Raw genomic sequence first — 23,862 nt, forward strand, 5'->3', positions numbered from 1 at the left:
GGGCTTTTTTCAAATTTTGATTTGGCAGCTTGCCACTAAACTAGGAAGCACTGTAATGTTTCTTTTCAAAAAGTAAAAATTGGAGACAGTTACACTTTTTGTTGTAGATACAGGAAGGAATTAAAATGTATGGCCAAGAATGTTGAAGAGCTATTCACGCTACAGCCAGTCGTAATGAAGCAACTTCAAACGATTTTTGACAAAAATAGATTAGCACATGCATATATTTTTGATGGCGAAAAAGGGACAGGCAAGGCAGATATTATGACCTTTTTTGTCAAATTAATGCTATGTGAGCAACCAAATGGAAATGTTCCATGTGAAACATGTCGAAATTGCAGACGTGTGGATTCGGGAAATCACCCAAATATTCATCAAATTTATCCAGATGGTCAATTTATAAAAATTGATCAAATGCGAGAACTTATTGGCGAGATGAAAATGATGGGTGTAGAAGAAGGGCGTAAAATCTATGTGCTTCATCATGCAGACCGTCTGAATACAGCATCAGCCAATATGATACTTAAATTTTTAGAGGAGCCGGATGGAGAAGTAACTGCCATATTATTAACAGAGCAAATGCAGTCAATACTTCCAACAATCCGTTCTCGTTGCCAACATATCAAATTTCAAAAAATGCCACGTCATGTTTTGTTGAAGCACTTACAGGACAATAATATTTCGGATTCGATGGCTTCAACAGTAAGCATGATGACAAACGAGCTCGAAATGGCTATATTTTTGGCAAATGATGAGCAGTTTGCACTCGCTCGAAAAACAGTGTTAAAATTAGTGGAGGCCATTCGGCAAAATGTACACGAGGCAATGCTTATTGCACATGAAGAGTGGTTACCACATTTTAAAGAAAAAGGCGAGATGGAGCAAGCATTGGATTTACTACTATTTGCTTACCGTGATATAGTGTCAATAAAAGCTAATCCCGAGGCAGCTTGTACTTATCCAGACATGTTACCACTATTTAAAGAAGTTGCGTTACATTCCACTTATGAGCGACTATCAAGTCAAATGGAATCTATTTTACAAGCGCGAGCCTCTTTACAACGTAACATGAATAGGACGTTATTGATTGAGCAGTTAATGCTAAATCTGCAGGAGGGATATACATTTGTATAATGTAGTAGGAGTCCGCTTTAAAAAGGCGGGTAAAATATATTATTTTGATCCGGCATCATTTCTACTAGAAGATAGTCAATATGTTATTGTAGAGACAGCTCGCGGAGTAGAGTATGGAAAAGTAGTTGTCCCTCAAAAAGTAGTAGGTGATAATGATGTTGTATTACCACTAAAACAAGTACTTAGACCAGCAGATGATCGTGATCGTATACAAGTAGAGGAAAATGCAGCTGAGTCGAAACGTGCATTTGAACTCGCTAGTACTAAAATTATAGAGCATAATTTAGAAATGAAACTTGTAGATGTTGAATATACATTTGATCGTAATAAAATTATTTTTTATTTTACAGCTGAAGGACGTGTTGACTTCAGGGATCTTGTAAAAGATTTAGCTTCGGTTTTTAGAACACGTATCGAACTTCGCCAAATTGGTGTGCGTGATGAAGCAAAATTATTAGGTGGTATCGGCCCATGTGGAAGAATGCTTTGTTGCTCCACATTTTTAGGTGATTTTGAGCCAGTTTCTATTAAAATGGCTAAAGATCAAAACTTATCTTTAAATCCTTCAAAAATATCAGGTCTTTGCGGACGTTTAATGTGCTGCTTAAAGTATGAAAATGATGAATATGAAGAGGCAAAAGAGGGCATGCCAGATATAGGTGAGGTAGCGATGACACCAGATGGTCGCGGGAAAGTTGTAGGGTTAAATGTGCTGGAAAGACTTATTCAAGTATATTTACATGAGCAGGAACGCACAGTTGAGTATACACTAGAAGAACTGCTAGCATGCGAAAAAAATCTTATTTAAGATAGAGAATTTAACGAGGTGGCTTGGGTGAAGGACCGTAATTTCTTGGATACCGTTATGGAGTTCGAACAACAGCTCGAAGCAATGCAGGAGCAATTTGGTGCATTGAAACAATTTGTAGCGTTAATGATGGAAGAGCATAAGGCGCTTGAAACAGAAAATCATCATCTTCGTACACGTCTGGAAGAACTACTTTCTAATACAAACTCCGTACAAGCTGCTGAAGTAAAGAAAGAGAGTCCTCTAGATATAGGTGAAGGTTATGATAACCTAGCTCGCTTATACCAGGAAGGCTTCCACGTTTGTCATGTTCATTTTGGAAGTTCACGTAAAGGTGAAGATTGTCTGTTTTGTCTATCATTTTTAAATAAACAAAATGTGTAATAGAAGGCTGATTCCCACTACGGTGGTATCAGTCTTTTGTTTTGTAGCGTAGGAGGAATAAGCATGGAAAAATGGTTAAAGGATGATGAGCGATTAGACTATTTATTGGCGGAGAATTTGCGTATTATTCAAAGTCCCTCCGTCTTTTCGTTTTCGTTAGACGCAGTGTTGCTTTCAAAGTTTGTCAATATTCCCTATCATAAGGGAAAAATTGTTGATTTATGCTCAGGAAATGGCGTAATTCCTCTCTTTTTAAGTGCACGTACAAAAGGGGAAATTACGGGAGTTGAGATTCAGCCCCGTTTATTTGATATGGCAGAGAGAAGCATCCATTACAATCAACTGGAAAACCAAATTCAAATGATTCTTGGTGATGTAAAAGAAATACCAAAACACTTAGGCATAGAACAGTATGATGTTGTTACCTGCAATCCTCCCTATTTTTTAGCACATGAAGCAAGTGATAAAAATCTCAGTGAACATCATGCCATTGCACGACATGAATTATATTTAACATTAGAAGAAGCCATCCAATCTGCAAGTAAATTATTAAAGCAAGGTGGCAAGGCGGCATTTGTCCATCGTCCAGGTCGATTATTAGATATTGTTACAGCTATGCGAGCAAATCGCTTAGAGCCCAAACGGATGCAACTCATTTATCCGAAAGAAGGCAAAGAAGCCAATACATTATTAATAGAAGGAATAAAAGATGGAAAACCAGATTTAAAAATCTTGCCACCCTTGTATGTCTATGATGGCAATAACGAATATACAGCAGAAGTGAGAGACATTCTTTATGGAAAAGAGCAGTAATCACTACTTTTATGTGCTAGAGTGTGCGGATCAAACCCTTTATGCAGGGTATACAAATAATATAGAAAAGCGTGTTGCTGTACATAACGCTGGTAAAGGGGCAAAATATACAAGAGCTAGAGGCCCAGTGAAATGTATTTATAAAGAAATGTTTGAGACAAAGCAAGAAGCAATGCGTGCTGAATATGCTTTTAAGCAATTAACAAGAATGCAGAAAATAAACTATATAAGGAGGGGTGAATCGTGAAATCACAAAAAAGTACAATACACGATCTGACAGGTTGTTTATATCTGGTAGGAACGCCTATTGGAAATCTAGAGGATATGAGTGTACGTGCACTTCGCATTTTAAAAGAAGCCGATATTATTGCGGCAGAAGATACTAGAAATACAAAGAAGCTATGTAATTACTTTGATATCGAAACACCATTAATCAGTTACCATGAACATAATTTAGCAGTAGGTGGCGAAAAATTATTATCTATGCTTCACGAAGGGAAAACAATTGCATTAGTAAGTGATGCAGGTTTACCTTGTATTTCTGATCCAGGTGCGGACATAGTTGAAAAAGCAATTGCTCAAAACTTTCCAGTTGTACCAGTGCCAGGTCCCAATGCTGCGATTTCAGCATTAATTGCCTCTGGATTAACACCACAGCCATTTTTCTTTTATGGGTTTTTGAATCGTGGAAAAAAAGATCGACGCCAGCAGTTAGAGCAATTAAAAAGACGTCAAGAAACTATCTTATTATATGAGGCACCTCATCGCTTAAAAGATACATTAAAGGATATGGAAGCAATACTCGGAAACCGTCGCGTTGTCCTCGCGCGTGAGCTGACAAAGAAATTTGAAGAATTTTTACGCGGCACATTGGCTGAAGCTGTAGAATGGTCGCAAACCCAGGAGATTCGTGGAGAGTTTTGTATTGTTCTTGAAGGCAATAGCTCTGCCGAAGAGGAAGATGAACATGCAAAAGCCTATTGGGAGACAATGTCCATTATTGAACATGTTGATTTCATCATGGATCAATCGAATATAACATCAAAAGAAGCCATTAAGGAAGTAGCCAAGTTGAGACAAGTAGCTAAAAGAGATGTTTATAATGAATATCATAGTCAATAATAGTAAAGAGTTACCTTACTAAGGTAGCTCTTTATTTGATTTTAAATTGATAATAACTGTAAATAATAGTACCCTTAAATAGAAAGGTCTGACATGGACATTATAAGGGGTTTAGAAATTGGGTATAGTAAATTATATAAATAGAAACACCTAAATCATTGTATTTGATTTAGGTGAGCAATCAATTATTTTTTTAAATTAGATTGGATTTCTTTTACTAACATTTCAGCGCCTTCTGGACTTAAAATTAATTTGCCTCCAACTAGACGGAAGTTATCATCGGAAACTTCACCAGTAACAGCACATGTCATATTAGGCATATATTTTTTTAAGATGATTTTATCGTCATCCACATAGATTTCTAAAGCGTCCTTTTCAGCAATACCTAGCGTACGGCGTAACTCGATAGGAATTACTACACGACCTAACTCATCGACTTTACGAACAATCCCTGTTGATTTCATAATAGATTTCCTCCTAATTATTAAAAGTTATATTGGTATTTCGTCAAATTTCGACATAATTTCCTTGTCTGATAGTTATCATACCAAGTAATGCCATAAACGTCAATTAATTAATACACTAATATTATGCTTTCTAAAAAATTTTTTTGAGAAGAATGCAGTTATTTTATTCATTTTAAAAGGTTTTTAATAAATATTTTCAACAATAGTAAAAAAGATTCTTATTTAAGTCATTTAATGGATTCAATATATTATTCGACAATTTTCGCATATGATAAACTTTCATTGAAACGAATTTGGTACTTCGTTAGAATAGAAAGTATATTGTAAAACAATGGAGGCAGTTCTTGTGAGTGAAAAACAAAAAACATTCTATATAACAACACCCATTTACTATCCAAGTGGGAAATTTCATATTGGTACGGCATATACAACCGTTGCATCTGATACTATTGCACGCTATAAACGTTTACGTGGTTATGATGTTCGTTTTTTAACAGGAATGGACGAACATGGGCAAAAAATACAAGAAAAAGCAGCTGAAGCGGGGAAACACCCTCAAGATTATGTAAATGAAATTGCAGATGCTGCGAAAAAGCTTTGGTCTTTAATGGATATTTCTTATGATGATTTTATACAGACGACGCAAGAGCGACATACGAAAGCTGTCGAAAAGATTTTCCAAAAGTTTTTAGATAATGGTGATATTTATAAAGGCCAATATGAAGGCTGGTATTGTACACCATGTGAGTCATTCTTTACAGAAACTCAATTAGTTGATGGGAACTGTCCCGACTGTGGTCGACCAGTACACAAAGTAAAAGAAGAATCGTACTTCTTTAATATGAAGAAGTACGCAGATCGTTTATTAACTTATTATGAAGAAAACCTAGAATTCATTGAGCCAGAATCACGAAAAAATGAAATGATTAATAACTTCATTAAACCAGGGCTAGAAGATTTATCAGTATCAAGAACGTCCTTCGATTGGGGAATTAAAGTACCTGGGGATCCAAAGCATGTCATTTATGTATGGGTGGATGCATTAACGAATTATATTACAGCTCTAGGGTACCTGTCTGACGATGAAACACTATTCAACAAGTACTGGCCAGCAGACGTACATGTAGTAGGGAAAGATATTGTGCGCTTCCATACAATTTATTGGCCAATTTTCTTAATGGCGTTAGATTTACCATTACCGAAAAAAGTATTTGCACATGGTTTTATTATGATGAAAGACGGTAAAATGTCTAAATCAAAAGGCAATGTCATTTATCCAGAAATGTTAATCGAACGTTATGGCCTAGATGCAACACGTTACTTCCTTTTACGTGAATTACCATTCGGCTCTGATGGTGTATTTTCGCCAGAATCATTTATTGAACGTACAAACTTTGATTTGGCGAACGATTTAGGAAATTTACTAAATCGAACTATTTCAATGATTAATAAATATTTTGATGGTATTATTCCTACAGAAAATCTTCAATCGACAGAATTTGATGCAGCATTAAAAGAGCAAGCTGAGTCGGTGCGTATTAAATATGAAGAAAGTATGGAAAAAATGCAATTTAGTGTTGTTCTTGCTGACTTATGGACACTGGTGTCGCGTACTAATAAATATATAGATGAGACACAGCCTTGGGTGTTAGCAAAAGAAGAGTCAGATAAGCCAAAATTAGGAGCCGTTATGCGAAATTTGGCAGAGAGCTTACACCAAATTGCTGTCATGTTACAACCATTTATGACAACAACACCGAAACGTATGATCGATCAGTTAGGTTTAGATGACAAATTCTTAGCATGGGATACAATTGAAACATTCGGCAATACTATTCCAACAAACATTAAAGTGGTAGAAAAAGGGATACCAATTTTCCCACGCTTGGAAAATGAAGTTGAAATTGCTTATATTCGTGAGGAAATGCGTGGCTCTGTGAAAACAACACAAGAAGAAGAGACTAAAAAGACTCCAGAGACTGACGAAAACCCAGAAATTCCTGAAATTACCATTGATGATTTTATGAAAATTGATTTGCGTGTGGCGACTGTTACGGCATGTGAAACTGTTCCAAAAGCAGATAAATTATTAAAGCTTCAAGTGGATCTTGGATATGAGCAACGCCAAGTAGTTTCAGGTATTGCAAAATTCTATACACCTGATGAATTAATCGGTCAAAAAGTGATTGTCGTAGCAAACTTGAAGCCAGTTAAACTACGTGGTGAATTATCACAAGGAATGATTCTAGCTGGTGAAAAAGATGGAATTTTAAAATTAGCATCAGTTGATCCAAAACTAGAAAATGGTGCAAAAGTAAAGTAACAATCTAAGAAAGGCCTGCTGAATACATATTATTCAGCAGGCTTTTCAAATCTGTTAGAGAAATTAGGTTATTGTTATTTTGAAATAATTTATATGGTGTGAAAAATGTGATTTTATGGGTATATAGAATCATTGCAAGTATTGTCGATTAAGTGGAATGTCACAATACCGAATGGTTTGTAACAAAATTGTAATGCTTACGAAAAATATGAAATAATAAATTTTAATAAAATCGATGTTAGGAGAATGAAGATGTTTATTGATACACATGTACATTTGAATGCAGATCAGTATGAGGAAGACCTTCAAGAGGTAATTGATAGAGCCCTTGAAGCTAGAGTAGAGAAAATGGTTGTTATTGGTTTTGACCGTAAAACCATTAATAGAACAATGCAATTAATAGAGCAATATGATTTTGTTTATGGTGTCATTGGCTGGCATCCAGTAGACGCTATTGATTGTACGCAACAAGATTTAGATTGGATTGAGGAATTAGCTGCACATCCAAAAATAGTTGGCATTGGTGAAACAGGTTTGGACTATTATTGGGATAAGTCACCAAAAGAAGTTCAACAAGCACTTTTCCGCAAGCAAATTCAATTAGCGCAAAAGTTAGGTTTGCCAATCATTATTCATAACAGGGATGCAACAGGGGATGTTGTACAAATTTTGCGTGAAGAAAACGCAGCATCCGTAGGGGGTGTTATGCACTGCTTTAGTGGGAGTGTAGAAACAGCACGTGAATGTATAGCTATGAATTTTATGATTAGTCTTGGTGGACCAGTGACATTCAAAAATGCACGTCTGCCAAAGGAAGTGGCTACGGAAATACCTCTAGAGCACTTGATGATTGAAACAGATGCACCATATTTGGCGCCACATCCACATCGAGGTAAGCGTAATGAACCAAGCTTTGTGCCCTTAGTTGCGGAGGAAATTGCGCGATTGAAGGGGTTAACAATTGAGGAAATTGCACAAGCAACTACCGCTAATGCGAAAATTTTTTTTGGGATTGACAATTAACTAGCTTAGATGCCTCCAATACAGGGTTTGTGGTTGGCAAAAACATAGAAGTCAATTTTCAGAGAAATACTTTCGGGTTGACAGTGCCAAAACTAGTCCGTATAATCCAACCTTGTATTAAGGAGGCGTTTTTTCATGTCAAATAATTCCATGAAAAACTTGTTCTTAGGATCATTGAGGAGTAAGCAAGCAGTGATAAGAATTATTTCACTTGTCCTGTTTGTATCTGTAATCTCTTTCGTACTTTATCAAGGTACGAAAAAAGCCGTAACGCTTGAAGCAAACGGAGAAACAATCGAAGTTTCAACACATGCCAAAACTGTAGAACAATTATTACAAGATCGAAATATAGATGTAGCAGCGCATGATAAAATATCACCCTCTCTGAACACCAAAATTGTTAATGGATTAGCAATTCAATGGGAACAGGCAAAAGAAGTAACTATTTCAGTTGATGGAAATCAGTCAAAAGTTTGGACAACTGAAACACTAGTGAAAGACATTTTGAAGGAAGCAAATATTGAAGTATCTGAACACGACTCTTTAGCACAAGGTCTAGATACTGAACTAGGAGCAGAGAACAAAATCGATATTCAAAAAGCGTTTCAAGTAGCGCTTGTCGATGGCGTAAACAAAAGACAAGTATGGTCCACTTCGACTACGGTCGCTAACTTTTTAAAACAACAAGGAATTCAGTTAAATGAATTCGATCGTGTCGAAAATAACCTGGAGGACGTTATTACTCCACAGAGTAAAATCGCAGTAGTTCGCGTAGAAAAGGTTATCGATGTAGTGGAAGACTCTTTAGATTTCGCAGTTGAAAAGAAGCAGGATGCTTCATTGCAAAAGGGGAAACAAAAGGTAGTGGCAACGGGCGAGAAGGGCTCAATTTCTCGTACGTATGAAGTTGTCAAAGAAAATGGCAAGGTTGTAGCTAAAAACCTACAAGCAGAGGCAGTTTTAAAAGAGCCAAAAAAACAAGTCGTTGCAGTTGGCACAAAAACAGTCGTTGCAAGTGCAGCAACTGTGTCACGTGGTTCAGCAGAGCCAGCTAGTGGTAAAGAATTCTATGTAACGGCAACAGCTTATACACCATATTGCAACGGTTGTACTGGTACATCAGCAACTGGTATAAACTTGCGTTCAAATTCTGGTATGAAGGTAATCGCAGTTGACCCTTCTGTTATTAAATTAGGCTCAAAAGTATGGGTTGAAGGCTATGGTACAGCTATTGCTGGAGATACTGGTGGCTCAATTAAGGGTAATAAGATCGATATACTTGTACAAACAGATGCTCAGGCACGTAACTGGGGACGTAAGAAAGTGCGTATTAAAGTATTAAATTAAAAAAATTGTAAAATTAATCAAAATGTTATTTCACTAATGGAGCTTTCCTGTTTTGACTGGCAGGGAGGCTTTTTTTGTTTTAACAACTGTTTAAACAGTAAGTACAACAAACGCCCCTTGAAAGAAAGCGTTGGAATGCTAATTATTAGCAATGTTTGACGGTACGTTCGCTAGAAGGCTCGTTCAAACCCTGTATTTCTGTACAAACGGTATCTTGCAGTTGTAAAATGGTCAGAAGATAAGGTAGATAGAAAAGAGGAGTCTTTTTGCAAATAAAAGAAATCATTGTCGTTGAAGGAAAAGATGATACGACAGCTATTAAGCGTGCCGTACAAGCAGATACTATAGAAACAAATGGATCTGCTATCTCTGAAGAAACATTGAAGCGAATCCAACATGCTCAAGAAAAGCGTGGTGTTATTGTATTTACGGATCCTGACTACCCAGGACGTCGAATACGTGCCATTATTGAAGAGCGTGTTCAAGGAGTGAAACATGCCTTTTTACCAAAAGCCAAAACAATTGCGAAGAATGGTAAAGGCTTGGGGATTGAGCATGCAGCTGACGATGATATACGGGAAGCATTACGACATGTCTATACCCCTAAACAAGATGTGCCAAATGAAGATGATATTACACTGGAAGATTTAATGACAGCGCGTTTGATTGGCTATCCACAATCAAAACAGCGACGTGATCGACTGGGAGAAATTTTAAATATTGGTGCTACAAACGGTAAACAGCTTCATAAAAGGTTAAAAATGTTTCAGATTACAGAACAGCAATTTGGTGCGGCGGTCGCACAGTTAGATCAGGAGGAAAATGATGCATAAGGATATTGCAACACCAATTCGTACACAGGAAATTTTAAAAAAGTATGGATTTTCATTTAAAAAAAGCTTAGGACAAAACTTTTTAATTGATCCTAATATTTTACGAAATATTGTAAGTCACGCAAATTTAACGGAAAATAGTGGCGCAATTGAAGTTGGTCCTGGTATTGGTGCCCTAACAGAGCATTTGGCGAGAAGTGCCAAAAAGGTTGTTTCCTTTGAAATTGATCAACGTTTATTACCTGTGCTAGAAGACACACTTAGTCCATATAATAATGTGTCTATTATCCACTCTGACATTCTTAAAGCAGATGTTGCAAAGATTATTGCGGAGGAAATGCCAGGTATTGAAGATATTATGGTCGTTGCCAATCTACCGTATTATGTTACTACCCCAATCTTAATGAAATTGCTAAATGACCGATTACCAATCCGAGGTTTTGTTGTCATGATGCAAAAAGAGGTGGCTGATCGTATAACGGCTAAGCCTGGAACGAAGGAATATGGTTCATTATCTATTGCGATTCAGTATTATGTTAAGGCTGATATTGCTATGACTGTACCAAAAACAGTGTTTATGCCACAACCAAATGTCGATTCAGCGGTTATTCGGCTCATCAAGCATGACGAGCCACCAGTAAAAGTAATAGATGAGGATTTTTTATTTGTTGTGACTCGAGCATCTTTTGTTCAAAGAAGAAAAACAATCTACAATAATCTGCAAGCTGGTTTACCAAATGGGAAGGCACAAAAGGAACAAATTTTACAGGCATTAGAGGCAGCTACAATTGAGCCAACTCGTCGAGGAGAAACACTTACTATTCAAGAGTTTGGAAAATTAGCCGATGCACTATATCCTGTGTTTGCAAAGTAAGAATTTTTGTTAACATTTTTTCATGGATGTAAAAAAATATATACTTTTTATAAAAAATAAGTTGACAAGATTTATAATGGGCTGATAAAATATTATATTTTGTTGACATTTTTGGGCGATTCGCTTATACTAGTTAGTAGTGAGGTGTAAGCGAAAATGCCAAAAACTTTAGCGGACATTAAAAAGTCGTTGGATTGTCATTTGGGTAAACGTTTGCAATTAAAAGCAAATGGTGGTCGCAAGAAAACGGTTGAGTGTGCAGGGATATTACGTGAGACATATCGCGCTATCTTTGTAGTAGAGCTCGATCAAGAAGACAATACGTGCAAGCGCGTATCGTATAGCTACACAGATATTTTAACTGAAGCAGTAGAGATTACATTTTTAGACGAAGCAAAAGCTGCTGTCGCAAAATAGTTTCTAGTACTTATTTCTATATTTTAGAAACACTCATGTATGTTAAAAACTACATGAGTGTTTTGCGTTTTCACGGGCATACTAAATTCGTCAGTTGTTAAAGGAGGAGTTTATATGCCTAGAAAAGGTATCATGTCACCTCGATTAAAAGAAGAGATCGCAAAAGAGCTTGGATTTTATGATGTTGTGCAAAAGGAAGGCTGGGGCGGCATAAAAGCTCGAGATGCTGGTAATATGGTCAAACGTGCCATAGAAATGGCTGAACGGGCAAGTAATGAGCAAGAGCATAAGTAGGCTATTTTTATTAAAGTAGTCATCTTATAAAGTTTCATTCAGCAAGGATAAAAATCCTTACTGACACAACAAATACAACTGACGAGAGAGAGCCGTTACTCCGAACAGGGTAAACGGTTCTTTTTTTCCATTTTCGCATTCTCATTATGGTAAAATAAAATGAATAATCTTGCGCGAAAAAAAGAACTGTTTATACGTGTAGCTATAAGGGAGGAAGAAAGATGCTTTATGTAAAGGCGCCTGCAAAAATCAATTTAACATTAGATGTACTTTATAAAAGGCCAGATAATTTTCACGAAGTAGAGATGGTTATGACAACTGTCGATTTAGCTGATCGTATCAGTCTTGAATCTCGAGAAGACGGTGTTATTCAAATTATTTCAACAGATAATTTTGTACCAAATGATCATCGTAATTTTGCGTATCAGGCAGCGCGTCTCATTAAAGATACATACGGCATTAGGCAAGGTGTATCCATTACTATTGAAAAGGAAATACCCATTGCGGCTGGACTTGCAGGTGGCAGTAGTGATGCAGCAGCTACATTAAAGGGACTAAATGAGCTTTGGGATTTAGGGTTATCGATAGATGAATTAGCGGAGCTGGGTGCTAAAATTGGCTCGGATGTTTCGTTTTGTGTCTATGGTGGCACAGCACTCGCTACAGGCCGTGGAGAAAAAATAGCTGAATTACCAGCCCCTCCAAACTGTTGGGTTGTATTAGCAAAGCCTAAAATTGGCGTGTCAACGGCTGAGGTATATGGGGGTCTTAAGGTTGAAGGGTTGAAACATCCAAATACCAAGCAAATGATACAAGCGATAGAAACAAAAGATTATGAGCTATTATGTTCTTCATTAGGAAATGTTTTGGAAACTGTAACATTTAACTTACATCCAGAAGTTGTGATGTTAAAAGAACAAATGAAACGCTTTGGTGCAGATGCTACGTTAATGAGTGGAAGCGGCCCGACTGTGTTTGGACTAGTTGATAGTGAAGCTCGTGTTAGTCGCATTTATAATGGTTTACGTGGTTTTTGTGAGGAAGTTTATGCAGTGCGAATTTTAGGTGAGCGGAATACGCTTGCTTAGAAACGCAAATTTGTGTTAATTTTACCTATAAATATTCGTGTTTAGGAGAGGGTCGCATGAAATGGAAGCGTAGTGAACGACTAGTTGATATGACGTACTACTTACTAGAACATCCACATCAGCTGATCCCGCTAACTTATTTTTCAGAACTATATCAATCTGCGAAGTCATCCATTAGTGAGGATTTAACGATTGTAAAGGAAACATTCGAAGAAAAAGGAATCGGGTTATTGATGACAGTGCCAGGTGCTGCTGGAGGAGTAAAGTATATTCCGAAGATGTCCGAGGCAGAAGTACGTTTAGTCATTCAGGATTTAAAGGCAGAGCTTGAACATTCAGATCGATTGTTACCAGGCGGTTACTTATTTATGACAGATTTGCTAGGAAACCCAGATTTAATAAATCGTGTAGGGAAGGTCTTTGCTTCTGCCTTTGCAGATCAACAAATTGATGTCATAATGACTGTAGCAACTAAGGGGATATCCATTGCCCATGCCATTGCAAGACATTTAAATGTACCAGTAGTAGTTGTGAGAAGAGACAGTAAAGTAACTGAGGGCTCTACAGTTAGCATTAACTATGTGTCTGGTTCTTCCAGAAGAATTCAGACAATGGTATTATCAAAAAGAAGCATGAAGAGTGGACAACGTGTGTTAATTACTGACGACTTTATGAAGGTCGGTGGTACTATGAACGGCATGAAAAATCTATTAGAGGAATTTGACTGTCAGCTAGCAGGCATCGCGGTGCTTGTGGAGGCTGAGCATGCCGACGAAACTTTAGTAGATGATTATTATTCACTTGTAAAGCTTCATGAAGTGAACGAAAAAGATCGTACAATTGCATTAAGTGAAGGTAACTATTTTTCTAAAAGGGGACATGACAAATGAAAGTAGTAGCAACAACAAATGCGCCAGCAGCCATCGGACCATATTCACAGGGGATTATTGTTAACGGTATGTTTTATAGCTCTGGTCAAATTCCATTAACAGCTACAGGTGAATTAGTGGAAGGCGATATTACTGCTCAAACAAATCAAGTGTTCGCTAATTTAAAAGCAGTTTTAGCGGAAGCTGGAACTTCTTTAGATCATGTTGTGAAAACAACGGTCTTTATGAAAGATATGAACGACTTTGTCGCAATGAATGAGGTTTATGCAGGCCATTTTGATGACCATAAACCAGCACGTTCAGCTGTAGAGGTAGCTCGTCTTCCGAAAGATGTAAAAGTAGAAATCGAAGTTATCGCAATGGTAAAATAAAATAATTCGTTAAGTTCCCTAAAGAGAAACGCTCTTCTTTTTAGGGAATTTTTTTAAGCTGACAAACAATTGTCAAAAATTCCGTATATAAGAAAAAATATTATTCTAATAAGTATTCAAATTTTTTAGAAAATTTGATAGACTATTAAAAGGAAAATATTCGGTAATTGAGGATATGATATTTTCATGAAGGCATCTAAGAAGAGAGGTGGTGAGAAAATGGAAGTTACTGATGTGAGATTACGTCGAGTACAGACGGATGGTCGCATGCGTGCGATTGCTTCCATTACACTTGACAATGAGTTTGTTGTTCATGATATTCGTGTAATTGATGGAAATACTGGTTTATTCGTAGCTATGCCAAGTAAACGAACACCGGATGGGGAGTTTAGAGATATTGCCCATCCAATTAATTCTGACACTCGAAATAAAATTCAAGAGATCATTTTAAACGCCTATCATAACTCTAGCGAAATAGAGGAAACGGGCAAAGAGGAAGAATTAGAGGGTATTGGTGTGTAATAAAAAGGGAATAAATACCTATTAAAGGATTTGCTACAAATTAATGTGTAGAAAATGAGGAAGAACTCTTCTAGTAGGAAGGGTTCTTTTTATTTTGATAAAAAGAGAATATGAGTAATTTTAGGATATACTTCATGACAATCGAGCATAAGGTGCAATGGATTTTGTAATTCATCTTTTTGTCAACTCTACATGCCTTGAAAATAGATGAATTTTGCTATATAGTCATAAGAGAAAATGAGCGTATTGGAGGACTTACAGATGAGCAATATTTTTGCTGTCATTTTGGCTGCAGGTCAAGGTACACGTATGAAGTCCAAATTATATAAAGTGCTCCATCCAGTATGTGGGAAACCAATGGTGCAACATGTGGTGGATCATATTCAAACGTTAGATGTAAATCGCATTGTAACGGTTGTTGGACATGGTGCAGAGAAAGTGCAACAACAGCTTGGAGATAAAAGCGAGTATGTTCTGCAGGCCGAACAGCTAGGTACAGCTCATGCTGTTCAACAAGCTGAGGCTATTTTAGGTAACGAAGAAGGAACTACATTAGTTGTATGTGGGGATACACCACTAATTCGTCCTGAAACAATGCAGGCTTTATTCGAACATCACCAAGCAAAGAATGCTAAAGCAACTATTTTAACAGCGATTGCGGAAAATCCAACTGGCTATGGTCGTATTTTACGTGGCGATAACGGACAGGTTGAGCAAATTGTTGAGCAAAAGGACGCTTCAGCAGAACAGCAATTAGTAAAAGAAATAAACACGGGCACATACTGCTTTGATAACAAATTGTTATTTGAAACATTGAAGCTTGTGAAAAATGACAATGCACAAGGTGAATATTATTTACCGGATGTCATTGAAATTTTACAAAAGCAAGGTGATATTGTTGAAGCTTATGTCACTGATGATTTTGAAGAAACATTAGGTGTCAATGATCGTGTAGCTTTGTCACAAGCTGAGACATTAATGCGTACGAGAATCAATGAAAAACATATGCGTAATGGTGTCACAATTATACATCCTGAAACAACGCATATTAGCGCAGACGCAGTTATTGGGCGCGATACGGTTATTCAACCAGGCTCAATGATTGAAGGTGCCACTGTTATCGGTGAAGATTGCATAATTGGACCAAATACTCAAATTGTAGATAGTCGTATTGGTGACCGCACAACTGTACATTCTTCTGTTGTACGTGAAAGCGCTATTGCGGATGATACAGCTATTGGGCCATTTGCTCATATTCGACCACTTTCAGACATCGGTAGCCATGTGAAAATTGGTAACTTTGTAGAAGTGAAGAAAAGCAAGCTAGATAATGACACGAAAGTATCACATTTAAGCTATATTGGTGATGCAGAAATAGGCAGTAACGTCAATATTGGCTGTGGTTCCATTACAGTAAATTATGATGGAAAAAACAAGTTCAAAACAATTATTGAAGATGATGTATTTGTAGGATGTAATACTAACTTAGTAGCACCAGTGAAAGTTGGAAAAGGTTCATTTATTGCAGCAGGTTCTACAATTACTAAAGAAGTTCCTGAAGACGCACTAGCAATAGCTCGTGCACGACAAGAAAACAAACCGAATTATGTAAGCAAATTAAATTCAAAATAATTATCAACTAAACAGGAGGCCATCATGCCGTATCATTATGCAAACTCACAATTAAAAATATTTTCACTTAATTCCAATAATCCATTAGCTCAAGAAATTGCGCAGGAAATGGGCGTTGAATTAGGTAAATCTTCTGTTAAGCACTTCAGCGATGGAGAAGTTCAAATTAGCATTGAAGAAAGTATTCGTGGTTGTGATGTGTTTATCGTGCAGTCTACTTCTGCACCAGTAAACGAACATTTAATGGAGCTTTTAATTATGGTAGATGCAGTTAAACGTGCGTCTGCTCGTACAGTAAACGTTGTAATGCCTTATTATGGTTATGCACGCCAAGACCGTAAAGCAAAGGCGCGTGAGCCAATTACAGCTAAATTAGTGGCTAACCTACTTGAGACTGCTGGTGCAACACGTGTTATCGTATTAGATTTACACGCACCTCAAATCCAAGGTTTCTTCGATATCTTAATTGACCACTTAATGGCGGTACCATTACTATCTGATTACTTCAAATCTAAAGGTATTCCAGATGATGAAATCGTGATTGTTTCACCAGACCATGGTGGGGTAACACGTGCTCGTAAAATGGCTGAACGATTAAAAGCACCGATTGCAATTATTGACAAACGTCGTCCGAAACCAAATGTTGCGGAAGTTATGAACATTGTTGGTAATGTTGATGGTAAAGTGGCAATCTTGATTGATGATATTATTGATACAGCAGGTACAATTACAATTGGTGCCGATGCTTTACGTGCTGCTGGCGCTAAAGAAGTTTATGCTTGCTGCTCACACCCTGTATTATCTGGCCCAGCGATTGAACGTATTGAAAACTCTTCTATTAAAGAATTAGTTGTGACAAATACAATTCAGTTGCCAGCAGAGAAAAAATCGCCTAAAATTACGGAGCTTTCTGTAGCTAAATTAATGGCTGATGCTATTTCTCGTGTTTATGAAAACAAATCTGTAAGTACTCTATTTGATTAATAAATATGGCGAGTTAAAGACAAATCTACCTTTTTGGGTGGATTTGTCTTTTTTATATTCATTTTTGTGAAGGTGACGTAATAGATGAGTGCTTTTGGTGTGAATCATCTCACAAAGGGGTATAATAGATAATGTGTCTTAATAATATTTACTCTAAGTTAAAAAATAGAGCTAAATATTATCATAGCCTTCAACAAATACATTGTTGATAAGGCGTAAATAATTTTCTTGGAAGGGGAATAAAGAGGTATGAGTACAGTATTAAGTGTTACAAGGCGCGAAACTGGGCATCGTTCGACATTAACCCAACTTAGAAAAGGGGGAGCCATTCCTGCAGTTATTTACGGCTATAAGTTAGATTCAACCCCAATTTCTATTGCTGCGAAAGATTTTAAAAAATCCATTCAAAAAAATGGGCAAAATAGTGTGTTTTCACTAGAGTTAGAGGGGAAAAAAGTGAATGCTGTTGTGTCAGAGGTACAGCAATGTTCATTGAAAGATGAAGTAAATCATGTCGACTTTTTAGCTATTAATATGGCTGAAGAGTTAGAAGCTGATGTTCCGATTAAATTACTTGGTCAGTCAGTTGGAGTAAGTGAGGGCGGTATTTTAATGCAGCCTAACTTAGAATTGAAAGTGAAAGTAAAACCTGCGGCGTTACCTGAATCAATTGATGTTGATATTTCAGCATTGAAAATCGGGGAAACCCTAACGGTAGCAGATATTCGTGAAAAAATACCTGTTGAAATCATCAGTGAAGATGACTATATATTAGTAACCGTTGTGGCGCCTCCTTCTGTAGGGGAAGAGACTACAGAAAGTGTGGAAGAGCAAGTATAAAAGTAAATAATAGGTAAGGCTAATAAGGAGGCTACGGCTTTCTTATTAGCCTTTTTTTATGTCAGTAGGATTGTACAAAATGCTTTCTAGGTGTGCTATATGGTAAAATAATGACTATTAGATTGGAAAGAAGAGAGAGGTACTTATGAAAATTATCGTTGGATTAGGAAATCCAGGTAAACCTTATGAACATACAAGACATAATATTGGCTTTGATGTTATTGATGCATTAGCAGAAAAATGGGGGACACCTTTAACAAACTCGAAATTTAATGGGATGTATACAACTGTACATCGACCTGAGGGAAAGGTTCTACTTGTTAAACCTTTAACATATATGAATTTATCAGGGGAATGTGTCGGTCCCCTTATGGATTATTTTGATATTGATGTAGAAGATTTGATTGTTATTTATGATGACTTAGATTTAGAAACAGGTAAATTACGTCTGCGACAAAAAGGAAGTGCAGGTGGTCATAACGGCATTAAATCCTTAATTCAGCATCTTGGTACTCAGGAATTTAATCGTATCCGAGTAGGGATTAGCCGCCCACCAGCTGGTATGAAGGTAGCAGACTATGTATTAGCAAGATTTTCAAAGGACGATCAAGGTCTTATTGAAGAAGCCATTGAAAATTCTGTAAATGCTGTTGAAGCATCTCTTTCAAAGCCATTTCTTGATGTGATGAATCACTTTAACGCTAGCAAATAGATGGAATGCCACTAATAAATTTCCGTTAAAGTCTTTGGATAATTGGACTGGTTTAAGGTGAATGACTACAGACCTTTTACTATCATGACAGCTGATGTTTGTAGTGATTAGTCTTCACTACAAGCAAAAATCAATTCTCTAATTTTCAAGTTATTGCAATGCGGATGACATTGGAAAGTGCATAATCCGTTTTATAAATGTCTATACTTTAAGTAGAAAGCTGCTTAAAGGAGGATGATTTGGAGATGTCAGTTCGCTACCGATGTCGGCATTGTGAAGTAGAAATAGGGACACTACCATTTGATGCAGATGATACAATTCGAAAATTGCATATTTTTGAATTGGGAGAAGCAGATGATTATGTTGAGAAAGATCAACATGGACAAACGACTGTGCACTGCATTTGTGAGCAATGTGAGGATTCGCTGAAACAATATCCAGATTATCACGCACTCAATAAATGGATTCAATAATTGGAAGGATGCTTTGACGCACTTCATGTGTGTTCAAGGCTTTTTCCATTTTATAAAATAGCTGATAAGAAAGATAAATAAAATAGTACTAGAATAATAGCATTGAAAATTTAGAATTTTATGCTGAAAGGAGCTTTTGACTGTGGAGGTTTTACGACAGCTTGTGTCGCAGGATAAACATATTACATCATTTTTACAGGAGATTCAGAGCGGTCAAACTGCATCACAGCTTATTACTGGTTTAACAGGAAGCGCACGCCCCGTAATGGTCGATGCGTTATTTGAGCATGTGAAGAAGCCAATCTACATTGTTTCTCCTAATCTACTGCAGGCACAAAAGATGGTTGATGAGCTTGCTGGATTATTAGGTGAAGAGCATGTTCATTATTATCCAGCGGATGAATTCATTGCAGCAGACCTTTCTGTTGCTTCACCAGAACTACGTGCGGAGCGAATTGCAACACTCGATTGCTTAGCTAGAGGTGAGAAGGCTGTCTACGTCATACCAGTGGCAGGTTTACGGAAAATAATGCAGCCTAAGGAACATTGGCTACAATATTTTTTACAAACAGCTGTAGGCGATGAGATTGAAATAGATACTTGGTTACAAACATTAGTTGAAATGGGCTATGTGCGTAATTCAATGGTAACGACACCTGGAGAATTTGCGTTGCGCGGAGGCATACTAGATATTTATCCACCTTATTTGGAAGCACCTATTCGAATTGAATTATTTGATACTGAGGTTGATTCCATACGAACATTTTCAGCAGATGATCAACGTTCGATTGATAAATTACAAAAGATTCGTATTCTTCCTGCTTCAGAGGTCATTCTAACTAAGTTAGAAAGGCAGGCATTAGCAGGCCGTTTAGAAGCGGCATTGGCTGCAAGCCTAAAGAAGGTAAAAAAGCAGGAGACAAAAGAACTTCTGTATCAATATATTCAATATGATATTGAATTGTTACAGCAAGGGAATTTACCCGACTACGTAAATAAATACGGCTCATTATTATACGATAAAACAGCTTATTTAGGAGATTATTTTGCACAAGATGGTATTGTGCTCTTTGACGAGCTTGGACGCATTCAGGAAGTGATGGATGCATGGGAACGTGAAGAGGATGAATGGTTTTTATCTTTAATTGAAGAAGGAAAAATGGTTCATGATGTCAAACCTGCCTTTACATTAAAAGAAATACAAGCAATGTTGTCACAACAGAAGCTATCATTTTCATTATTTTCAAGAACATTTGCTGGAATAACGTTTAATAAGACAACTAATTTCTCTTGTAAGCCAATGCAGCAATTTCACGGACAAATGTCATTGCTTCAAACTGAAGTCGAACGCTGGTTACTTGGTAAATTTACCGTACTGATTGTTGCAAGAGATAAAGAACGTGTTAAACGAGTTCAGCACATGCTTGGAGAATACGATATTCATACGGCTATTGGTGAACCAACAGAACCTGGTATTTATATAGTAGATGGTGGCTTGTCGAGTGGCTTTGAATTGCCACTGCAACGTCTAGCAATTGTGACAGAAGACGAGCTTTTTAAACAGCAGGCAAAGAAAAAAGCACGTACACAAAAAATGACTAATGCTGAACGTATTAAAAGCTATACGGAAATTAAACCAGGTGATTATGTTGTACATGTTCATCATGGGATTGGTAAATATATTGGTGTAGAAACATTAGAGGTCAATGGTACACATAAGGATTATTTGCATATTCGCTATCGTGCAGACGATAAACTATACGTACCTGTAGAACAAATAGACTTAATCCAAAAATATGTGGCGTCAGAGGATCGTGAACCGAAGCTACATAAATTAGGTGGCGCTGAATGGAAAAAGGCTAAAGCGAAGGTATCTTCTGCTGTACAGGATATTGCCGACGATTTAATTAAGCTATATGCGAAGCGTGAAGCTGAGAAGGGGCATGCTTTTACACCTGATAATGATGACCAGCGTAATTTCGAGTCATTGTTCCCTTATGAGGAAACAGAGGATCAGCTACGTTCTATTGTAGAAGTGAAACGAGATATGGAGCGAGAACGCCCTATGGACCGTTTAGTGTGCGGTGATGTAGGCTATGGTAAAACCGAGGTAGCCATTCGTGCAGCATTTAAAGCTATTCAAGATGGTAAACAGGTTGCATTCCTCGTTCCTACAACGATTTTAGCCCAGCAGCATTATGAAACCATCCGTGAGCGCTTTCAGGATTTTGCCATTAATGTTGGCCTGTTATCTCGTTTCCGAACGAAAAAGGAGCAGTCTGCCACATTAAAAGGCTTAAAAGAGGGGCGCGTTGATATAGTTATAGGAACACATCGAATTTTATCTAAAGATTTAATTTTCCAAGATCTTGGTTTGTTAATTGTTGACGAAGAACAACGCTTTGGTGTGACACATAAGGAAAAAATTAAACAGCTAAAGACAAATGTTGATGTTTTAACTTTAACGGCAACTCCAATCCCGAGGACACTTCACATGTCAATGGTAGGAGTCCGAGATTTATCTGTTATTGAAACGCCTCCTGCTAACCGATTCCCGGTTCAAACATATGTGATGGAGCACAGTGGTGCATTAGTGCGAGAAGCTATCGAGCGGGAAATGGCGCGTGGCGGACAAGTGTTTTATTTATATAACCGAGTAGAAGATATGGCTCGGAAGGTTGAGGAGATTCAAGTGCTTGTCCCTGAAGCACGTATAGGCTTTGCGCATGGAAAAATGACAGAGTCAGAGCTGGAATCTGTGATTTTAGCCTTTTTAGAGGGTGACTATGATGTGCTTGTTACAACAACCATTATTGAGACAGGCGTCGATATACCAAATGTGAATACATTAATTGTTCATGATGCTGATCGCATGGGCTTAGCGCAGCTCTATCAATTACGTGGACGTGTTGGTCGCTCTAACAGGGTAGCCTATGCGTACTTTATGTACCAGCGTGACAAAGTATTGACAGATGTAGCGGAACAACGATTGCAGGCAATTAAAGAATTTACTGAGCTAGGCTCCGGCTTTAAAATTGCTATGCGTGATTTATCTATTCGGGGAGCAGGTAACTTACTTGGTGCGCAGCAGCATGGCTTTATCGATTCAGTCGGCTTTGATTTATACTCACAAATGCTTCAGGATGCCATTGCTGAACGTCAAACAGGCGTGAAAAAAGAAGAAAAGCCAGATATAGAAATATTGCTAAGTGTTGATGCTTATATCCCCGATGCCTATATTCCAGATGGGTATCAAAAAATCCAAATGTATAAACGTATTAAGGCAATGGATCAGGTGGAGGAGTACGAAGAAATCATGGAGGAATTGGAGGATCGATTTGGCGATCTTCCAATAGAAACAGAGCGTTTACTACGAATAGCAAGAATGAAGGTTTGGGGCTTAGGTGCTGGAGTAGTATCTGTAAAGGAAAAGCAAAAAATTATTACTATCCTATTATCCGAACAGGGGACAGCCAATGTCGATGGCAGTAAGATTATTGAAGCGTCAATGAAGTTTGAGCGTGCTGTTGGCTTTGGTATGGATGGCATGCAGTTGAAATTAACAATCGATGAGCGTAAGAGCGGAAAATATCAACCCTTTGATATTTTGGAAGAGCTAATGCAAATTATCGATAAGGCAAAAAAATAGCAAAAGGCTAATCTTATCTTTTTATGGAAGAGATAAGATAGCCTTTTTATTTTTCCAGTTTTTTTTATGAATTGATTATAGAAATTTGTTCCTTGGGTAATCTAATAAGGAGTTGATTGATGTAAGTAATACAGTTTTTTGAAAAAATTTGATGGTTGTGAAATCCTTTTTCTTCAGTTTTTGCATAGATTGTTTAAAAAAAAACCATACTATAGTTGAATAAAAATTTCATTGTAGCGAAAGCGAGGCATTAGAATGAAGGCAACAGGAATTGTTCGTCGTATTGATGATTTAGGGCGTGTGGTTATTCCGAAAGAAATTCGTAGGACGCTACGTATTCGTGAAGGCGACCCGCTTGAAATTTATACGGACCGTGAAGGTGAAGTCATATTAAAAAAATATTCGCCCATCAATGATTTGGGTGAATTTGCAAGAGAATATGTTGAAACACTTTATGAAACATTAGGAACACCAGCATTTGTCACTGACCGCGATGAGGTAATCGCAGTTGCAGGGATTGGTAAAAAGGAATATATTAACCGTCGCATTACATCCTTTGCGGAGAGCTTCATGGAAGAGCGCTCAACAAAAATAGAAAAAATGGAGACAACGATTGAAATTGTCCCTGGGCAATATGAGCAAGTGAAATCGTATTGTGCGACACCTATTATGGTGAACGGTGATCCGATAGGTTGCATTATTGCCTTATCTAAAGTACATTTTGTCGGTGAAGTAGAGGTAAAAGTAGTGGAAACAGCTGCAAACTTCTTAGCTAAACAAATGAATAGTTGATGCATGGAAAAGTTATTGCGATGACCTTTAAGGCTGAACAATAACTTTTTTTGCGTACATAAAGATTGGT

At 37.3% G+C, this 23,862-nt stretch carries 25 protein-coding genes; 24 read left to right on the plus strand and 1 reads right to left on the minus strand.

Features of this window, described 5'->3' with window-relative positions; translation table 11 throughout:
* The first annotated feature begins 129 nt into the window (after positions 1–129).
* From holB to rsmI, 6 genes are all read left to right on the plus strand, one after another.
* Positions 130–1,134: a DNA polymerase III subunit delta' gene (holB, locus tag NV349_RS00275; RefSeq protein WP_036122279.1), complete on the plus strand. Its 1,005-nt coding sequence runs from the start codon at positions 130–132 to the stop codon at positions 1,132–1,134.
* On the plus strand, positions 1,127–1,942 hold the full coding sequence (locus tag NV349_RS00280) for a PSP1 domain-containing protein (protein ID WP_141905706.1): 816 nt from the start codon (positions 1,127–1,129) through the stop codon (positions 1,940–1,942). The genes holB and NV349_RS00280 overlap by 8 nt, the downstream gene beginning before the upstream one ends.
* A gap of 27 nt (positions 1,943–1,969) precedes the next feature.
* On the plus strand, positions 1,970–2,326 hold the full coding sequence (gene yabA, locus NV349_RS00285; RefSeq protein ID WP_004229222.1) for a DNA replication initiation control protein YabA: 357 nt from the start codon (positions 1,970–1,972) through the stop codon (positions 2,324–2,326).
* Between the two features lie 63 nt (positions 2,327–2,389).
* Positions 2,390–3,139, plus strand: a complete 750-nt coding sequence (locus tag NV349_RS00290; protein ID WP_036122296.1) for a tRNA1(Val) (adenine(37)-N6)-methyltransferase — start codon at positions 2,390–2,392, stop codon at positions 3,137–3,139.
* Positions 3,123–3,386 carry a GIY-YIG nuclease family protein gene (locus NV349_RS00295; protein WP_036122300.1) on the plus strand — a complete coding sequence of 88 codons (264 nt, stop codon included), beginning with the start codon at positions 3,123–3,125 and terminating at the stop codon, positions 3,384–3,386. The genes NV349_RS00290 and NV349_RS00295 overlap by 17 nt, the downstream gene beginning before the upstream one ends.
* Complete coding sequence (gene rsmI / locus NV349_RS00300) at positions 3,383–4,261, plus strand: 16S rRNA (cytidine(1402)-2'-O)-methyltransferase (RefSeq protein ID WP_058844484.1); 879 nt, start codon at positions 3,383–3,385, stop codon at positions 4,259–4,261. Before NV349_RS00295 ends, rsmI begins: the two co-directional genes overlap by 4 nt.
* 185 nt (positions 4,262–4,446) lie before the next feature.
* On the opposite strand, the gene NV349_RS00305 is transcribed toward rsmI, so the two are convergent.
* Complete coding sequence (locus NV349_RS00305) at positions 4,447–4,725, minus strand: transition state genes transcriptional regulator AbrB (protein WP_004229214.1); 279 nt, start codon at positions 4,723–4,725, stop codon at positions 4,447–4,449.
* A 334-nt stretch (positions 4,726–5,059) separates the two neighbouring features.
* Here NV349_RS00305 and metG point away from each other — a divergent pair, with 334 nt between their 5' ends.
* The 18 genes from metG to spoVT all read left to right on the plus strand — a co-directional run bounded on the left by metG (position 5,060) and on the right by spoVT (position 23,792).
* A complete protein-coding gene (gene metG / locus NV349_RS00310; protein WP_036122305.1) occupies positions 5,060–7,051 on the plus strand; it encodes a methionine--tRNA ligase in 1,992 nt (663 codons plus the stop codon).
* 252 nt (positions 7,052–7,303) lie between these two features.
* A complete protein-coding gene (locus NV349_RS00315; RefSeq protein ID WP_271912007.1) occupies positions 7,304–8,074 on the plus strand; it encodes a TatD family hydrolase in 771 nt (256 codons plus the stop codon).
* Positions 8,075–8,209: 135 nt separating this feature from the next.
* Complete coding sequence (locus NV349_RS00320) at positions 8,210–9,421, plus strand: resuscitation-promoting factor (RefSeq protein WP_036122310.1); 1,212 nt, start codon at positions 8,210–8,212, stop codon at positions 9,419–9,421.
* A 266-nt stretch (positions 9,422–9,687) separates the two neighbouring features.
* On the plus strand, positions 9,688–10,254 hold the full coding sequence (gene rnmV / locus NV349_RS00325) for a ribonuclease M5 (protein WP_036122312.1): 567 nt from the start codon (positions 9,688–9,690) through the stop codon (positions 10,252–10,254).
* On the plus strand, positions 10,247–11,128 hold the full coding sequence (gene rsmA / locus NV349_RS00330; protein WP_036122314.1) for a 16S rRNA (adenine(1518)-N(6)/adenine(1519)-N(6))-dimethyltransferase RsmA: 882 nt from the start codon (positions 10,247–10,249) through the stop codon (positions 11,126–11,128). The genes rnmV and rsmA overlap by 8 nt, the downstream gene beginning before the upstream one ends.
* Positions 11,129–11,284: 156 nt before the next feature.
* Positions 11,285–11,545 carry a biofilm formation stimulator Veg gene (gene veg, locus NV349_RS00335; protein ID WP_004229199.1) on the plus strand — a complete coding sequence of 87 codons (261 nt, stop codon included), beginning with the start codon at positions 11,285–11,287 and terminating at the stop codon, positions 11,543–11,545.
* 114 nt (positions 11,546–11,659) lie between these two features.
* Positions 11,660–11,839 (plus strand): small, acid-soluble spore protein, alpha/beta type, encoded by a 180-nt coding sequence (locus tag NV349_RS00340; RefSeq protein WP_036122317.1) that lies wholly within the window; start codon positions 11,660–11,662, stop codon positions 11,837–11,839.
* Between the two features lie 221 nt (positions 11,840–12,060).
* On the plus strand, positions 12,061–12,927 hold the full coding sequence (gene ispE / locus NV349_RS00345) for a 4-(cytidine 5'-diphospho)-2-C-methyl-D-erythritol kinase (RefSeq protein WP_036122319.1): 867 nt from the start codon (positions 12,061–12,063) through the stop codon (positions 12,925–12,927).
* Between the two features lie 56 nt (positions 12,928–12,983).
* Positions 12,984–13,817: a pur operon repressor gene (purR, locus tag NV349_RS00350; RefSeq protein ID WP_004229190.1), complete on the plus strand. Its 834-nt coding sequence runs from the start codon at positions 12,984–12,986 to the stop codon at positions 13,815–13,817.
* Positions 13,814–14,188, plus strand: coding sequence for a RidA family protein (locus tag NV349_RS00355; protein WP_271912011.1), 375 nt, complete (start codon positions 13,814–13,816; stop codon positions 14,186–14,188). The genes purR and NV349_RS00355 overlap by 4 nt, the downstream gene beginning before the upstream one ends.
* A 219-nt stretch (positions 14,189–14,407) precedes the next feature.
* Complete coding sequence (spoVG, locus tag NV349_RS00360; RefSeq protein WP_036122325.1) at positions 14,408–14,710, plus strand: septation regulator SpoVG; 303 nt, start codon at positions 14,408–14,410, stop codon at positions 14,708–14,710.
* A gap of 261 nt (positions 14,711–14,971) precedes the next feature.
* Positions 14,972–16,342 carry a bifunctional UDP-N-acetylglucosamine diphosphorylase/glucosamine-1-phosphate N-acetyltransferase GlmU gene (glmU, locus tag NV349_RS00365; RefSeq protein ID WP_141905714.1) on the plus strand — a complete coding sequence of 457 codons (1,371 nt, stop codon included), beginning with the start codon at positions 14,972–14,974 and terminating at the stop codon, positions 16,340–16,342.
* A 24-nt stretch (positions 16,343–16,366) separates the two neighbouring features.
* Positions 16,367–17,326 (plus strand): ribose-phosphate diphosphokinase, encoded by a 960-nt coding sequence (locus NV349_RS00370; RefSeq protein ID WP_036122331.1) that lies wholly within the window; start codon positions 16,367–16,369, stop codon positions 17,324–17,326.
* 249 nt (positions 17,327–17,575) lie between these two features.
* Complete coding sequence (locus NV349_RS00375) at positions 17,576–18,166, plus strand: 50S ribosomal protein L25/general stress protein Ctc (RefSeq protein ID WP_036122334.1); 591 nt, start codon at positions 17,576–17,578, stop codon at positions 18,164–18,166.
* A gap of 145 nt (positions 18,167–18,311) precedes the next feature.
* Positions 18,312–18,878 (plus strand): aminoacyl-tRNA hydrolase, encoded by a 567-nt coding sequence (gene pth / locus NV349_RS00380; RefSeq protein ID WP_036122336.1) that lies wholly within the window; start codon positions 18,312–18,314, stop codon positions 18,876–18,878.
* 245 nt (positions 18,879–19,123) lie between these two features.
* Complete coding sequence (locus NV349_RS00385) at positions 19,124–19,351, plus strand: anti-sigma-F factor Fin (protein ID WP_004229176.1); 228 nt, start codon at positions 19,124–19,126, stop codon at positions 19,349–19,351.
* A 142-nt stretch (positions 19,352–19,493) separates the two neighbouring features.
* Positions 19,494–23,000, plus strand: coding sequence for a transcription-repair coupling factor (mfd, locus tag NV349_RS00390; RefSeq protein ID WP_036122341.1), 3,507 nt, complete (start codon positions 19,494–19,496; stop codon positions 22,998–23,000).
* A 255-nt stretch (positions 23,001–23,255) separates the two neighbouring features.
* On the plus strand, positions 23,256–23,792 hold the full coding sequence (gene spoVT, locus NV349_RS00395; RefSeq protein ID WP_036122344.1) for a stage V sporulation protein T: 537 nt from the start codon (positions 23,256–23,258) through the stop codon (positions 23,790–23,792).
* The last annotated feature ends 70 nt before the right edge of the window (positions 23,793–23,862 follow it).

Source organism: Lysinibacillus sp. OF-1, from assembly GCF_028356935.1.
Taxonomy (GTDB): domain Bacteria; phylum Bacillota; class Bacilli; order Bacillales_A; family Planococcaceae; genus Lysinibacillus; species Lysinibacillus fusiformis_D.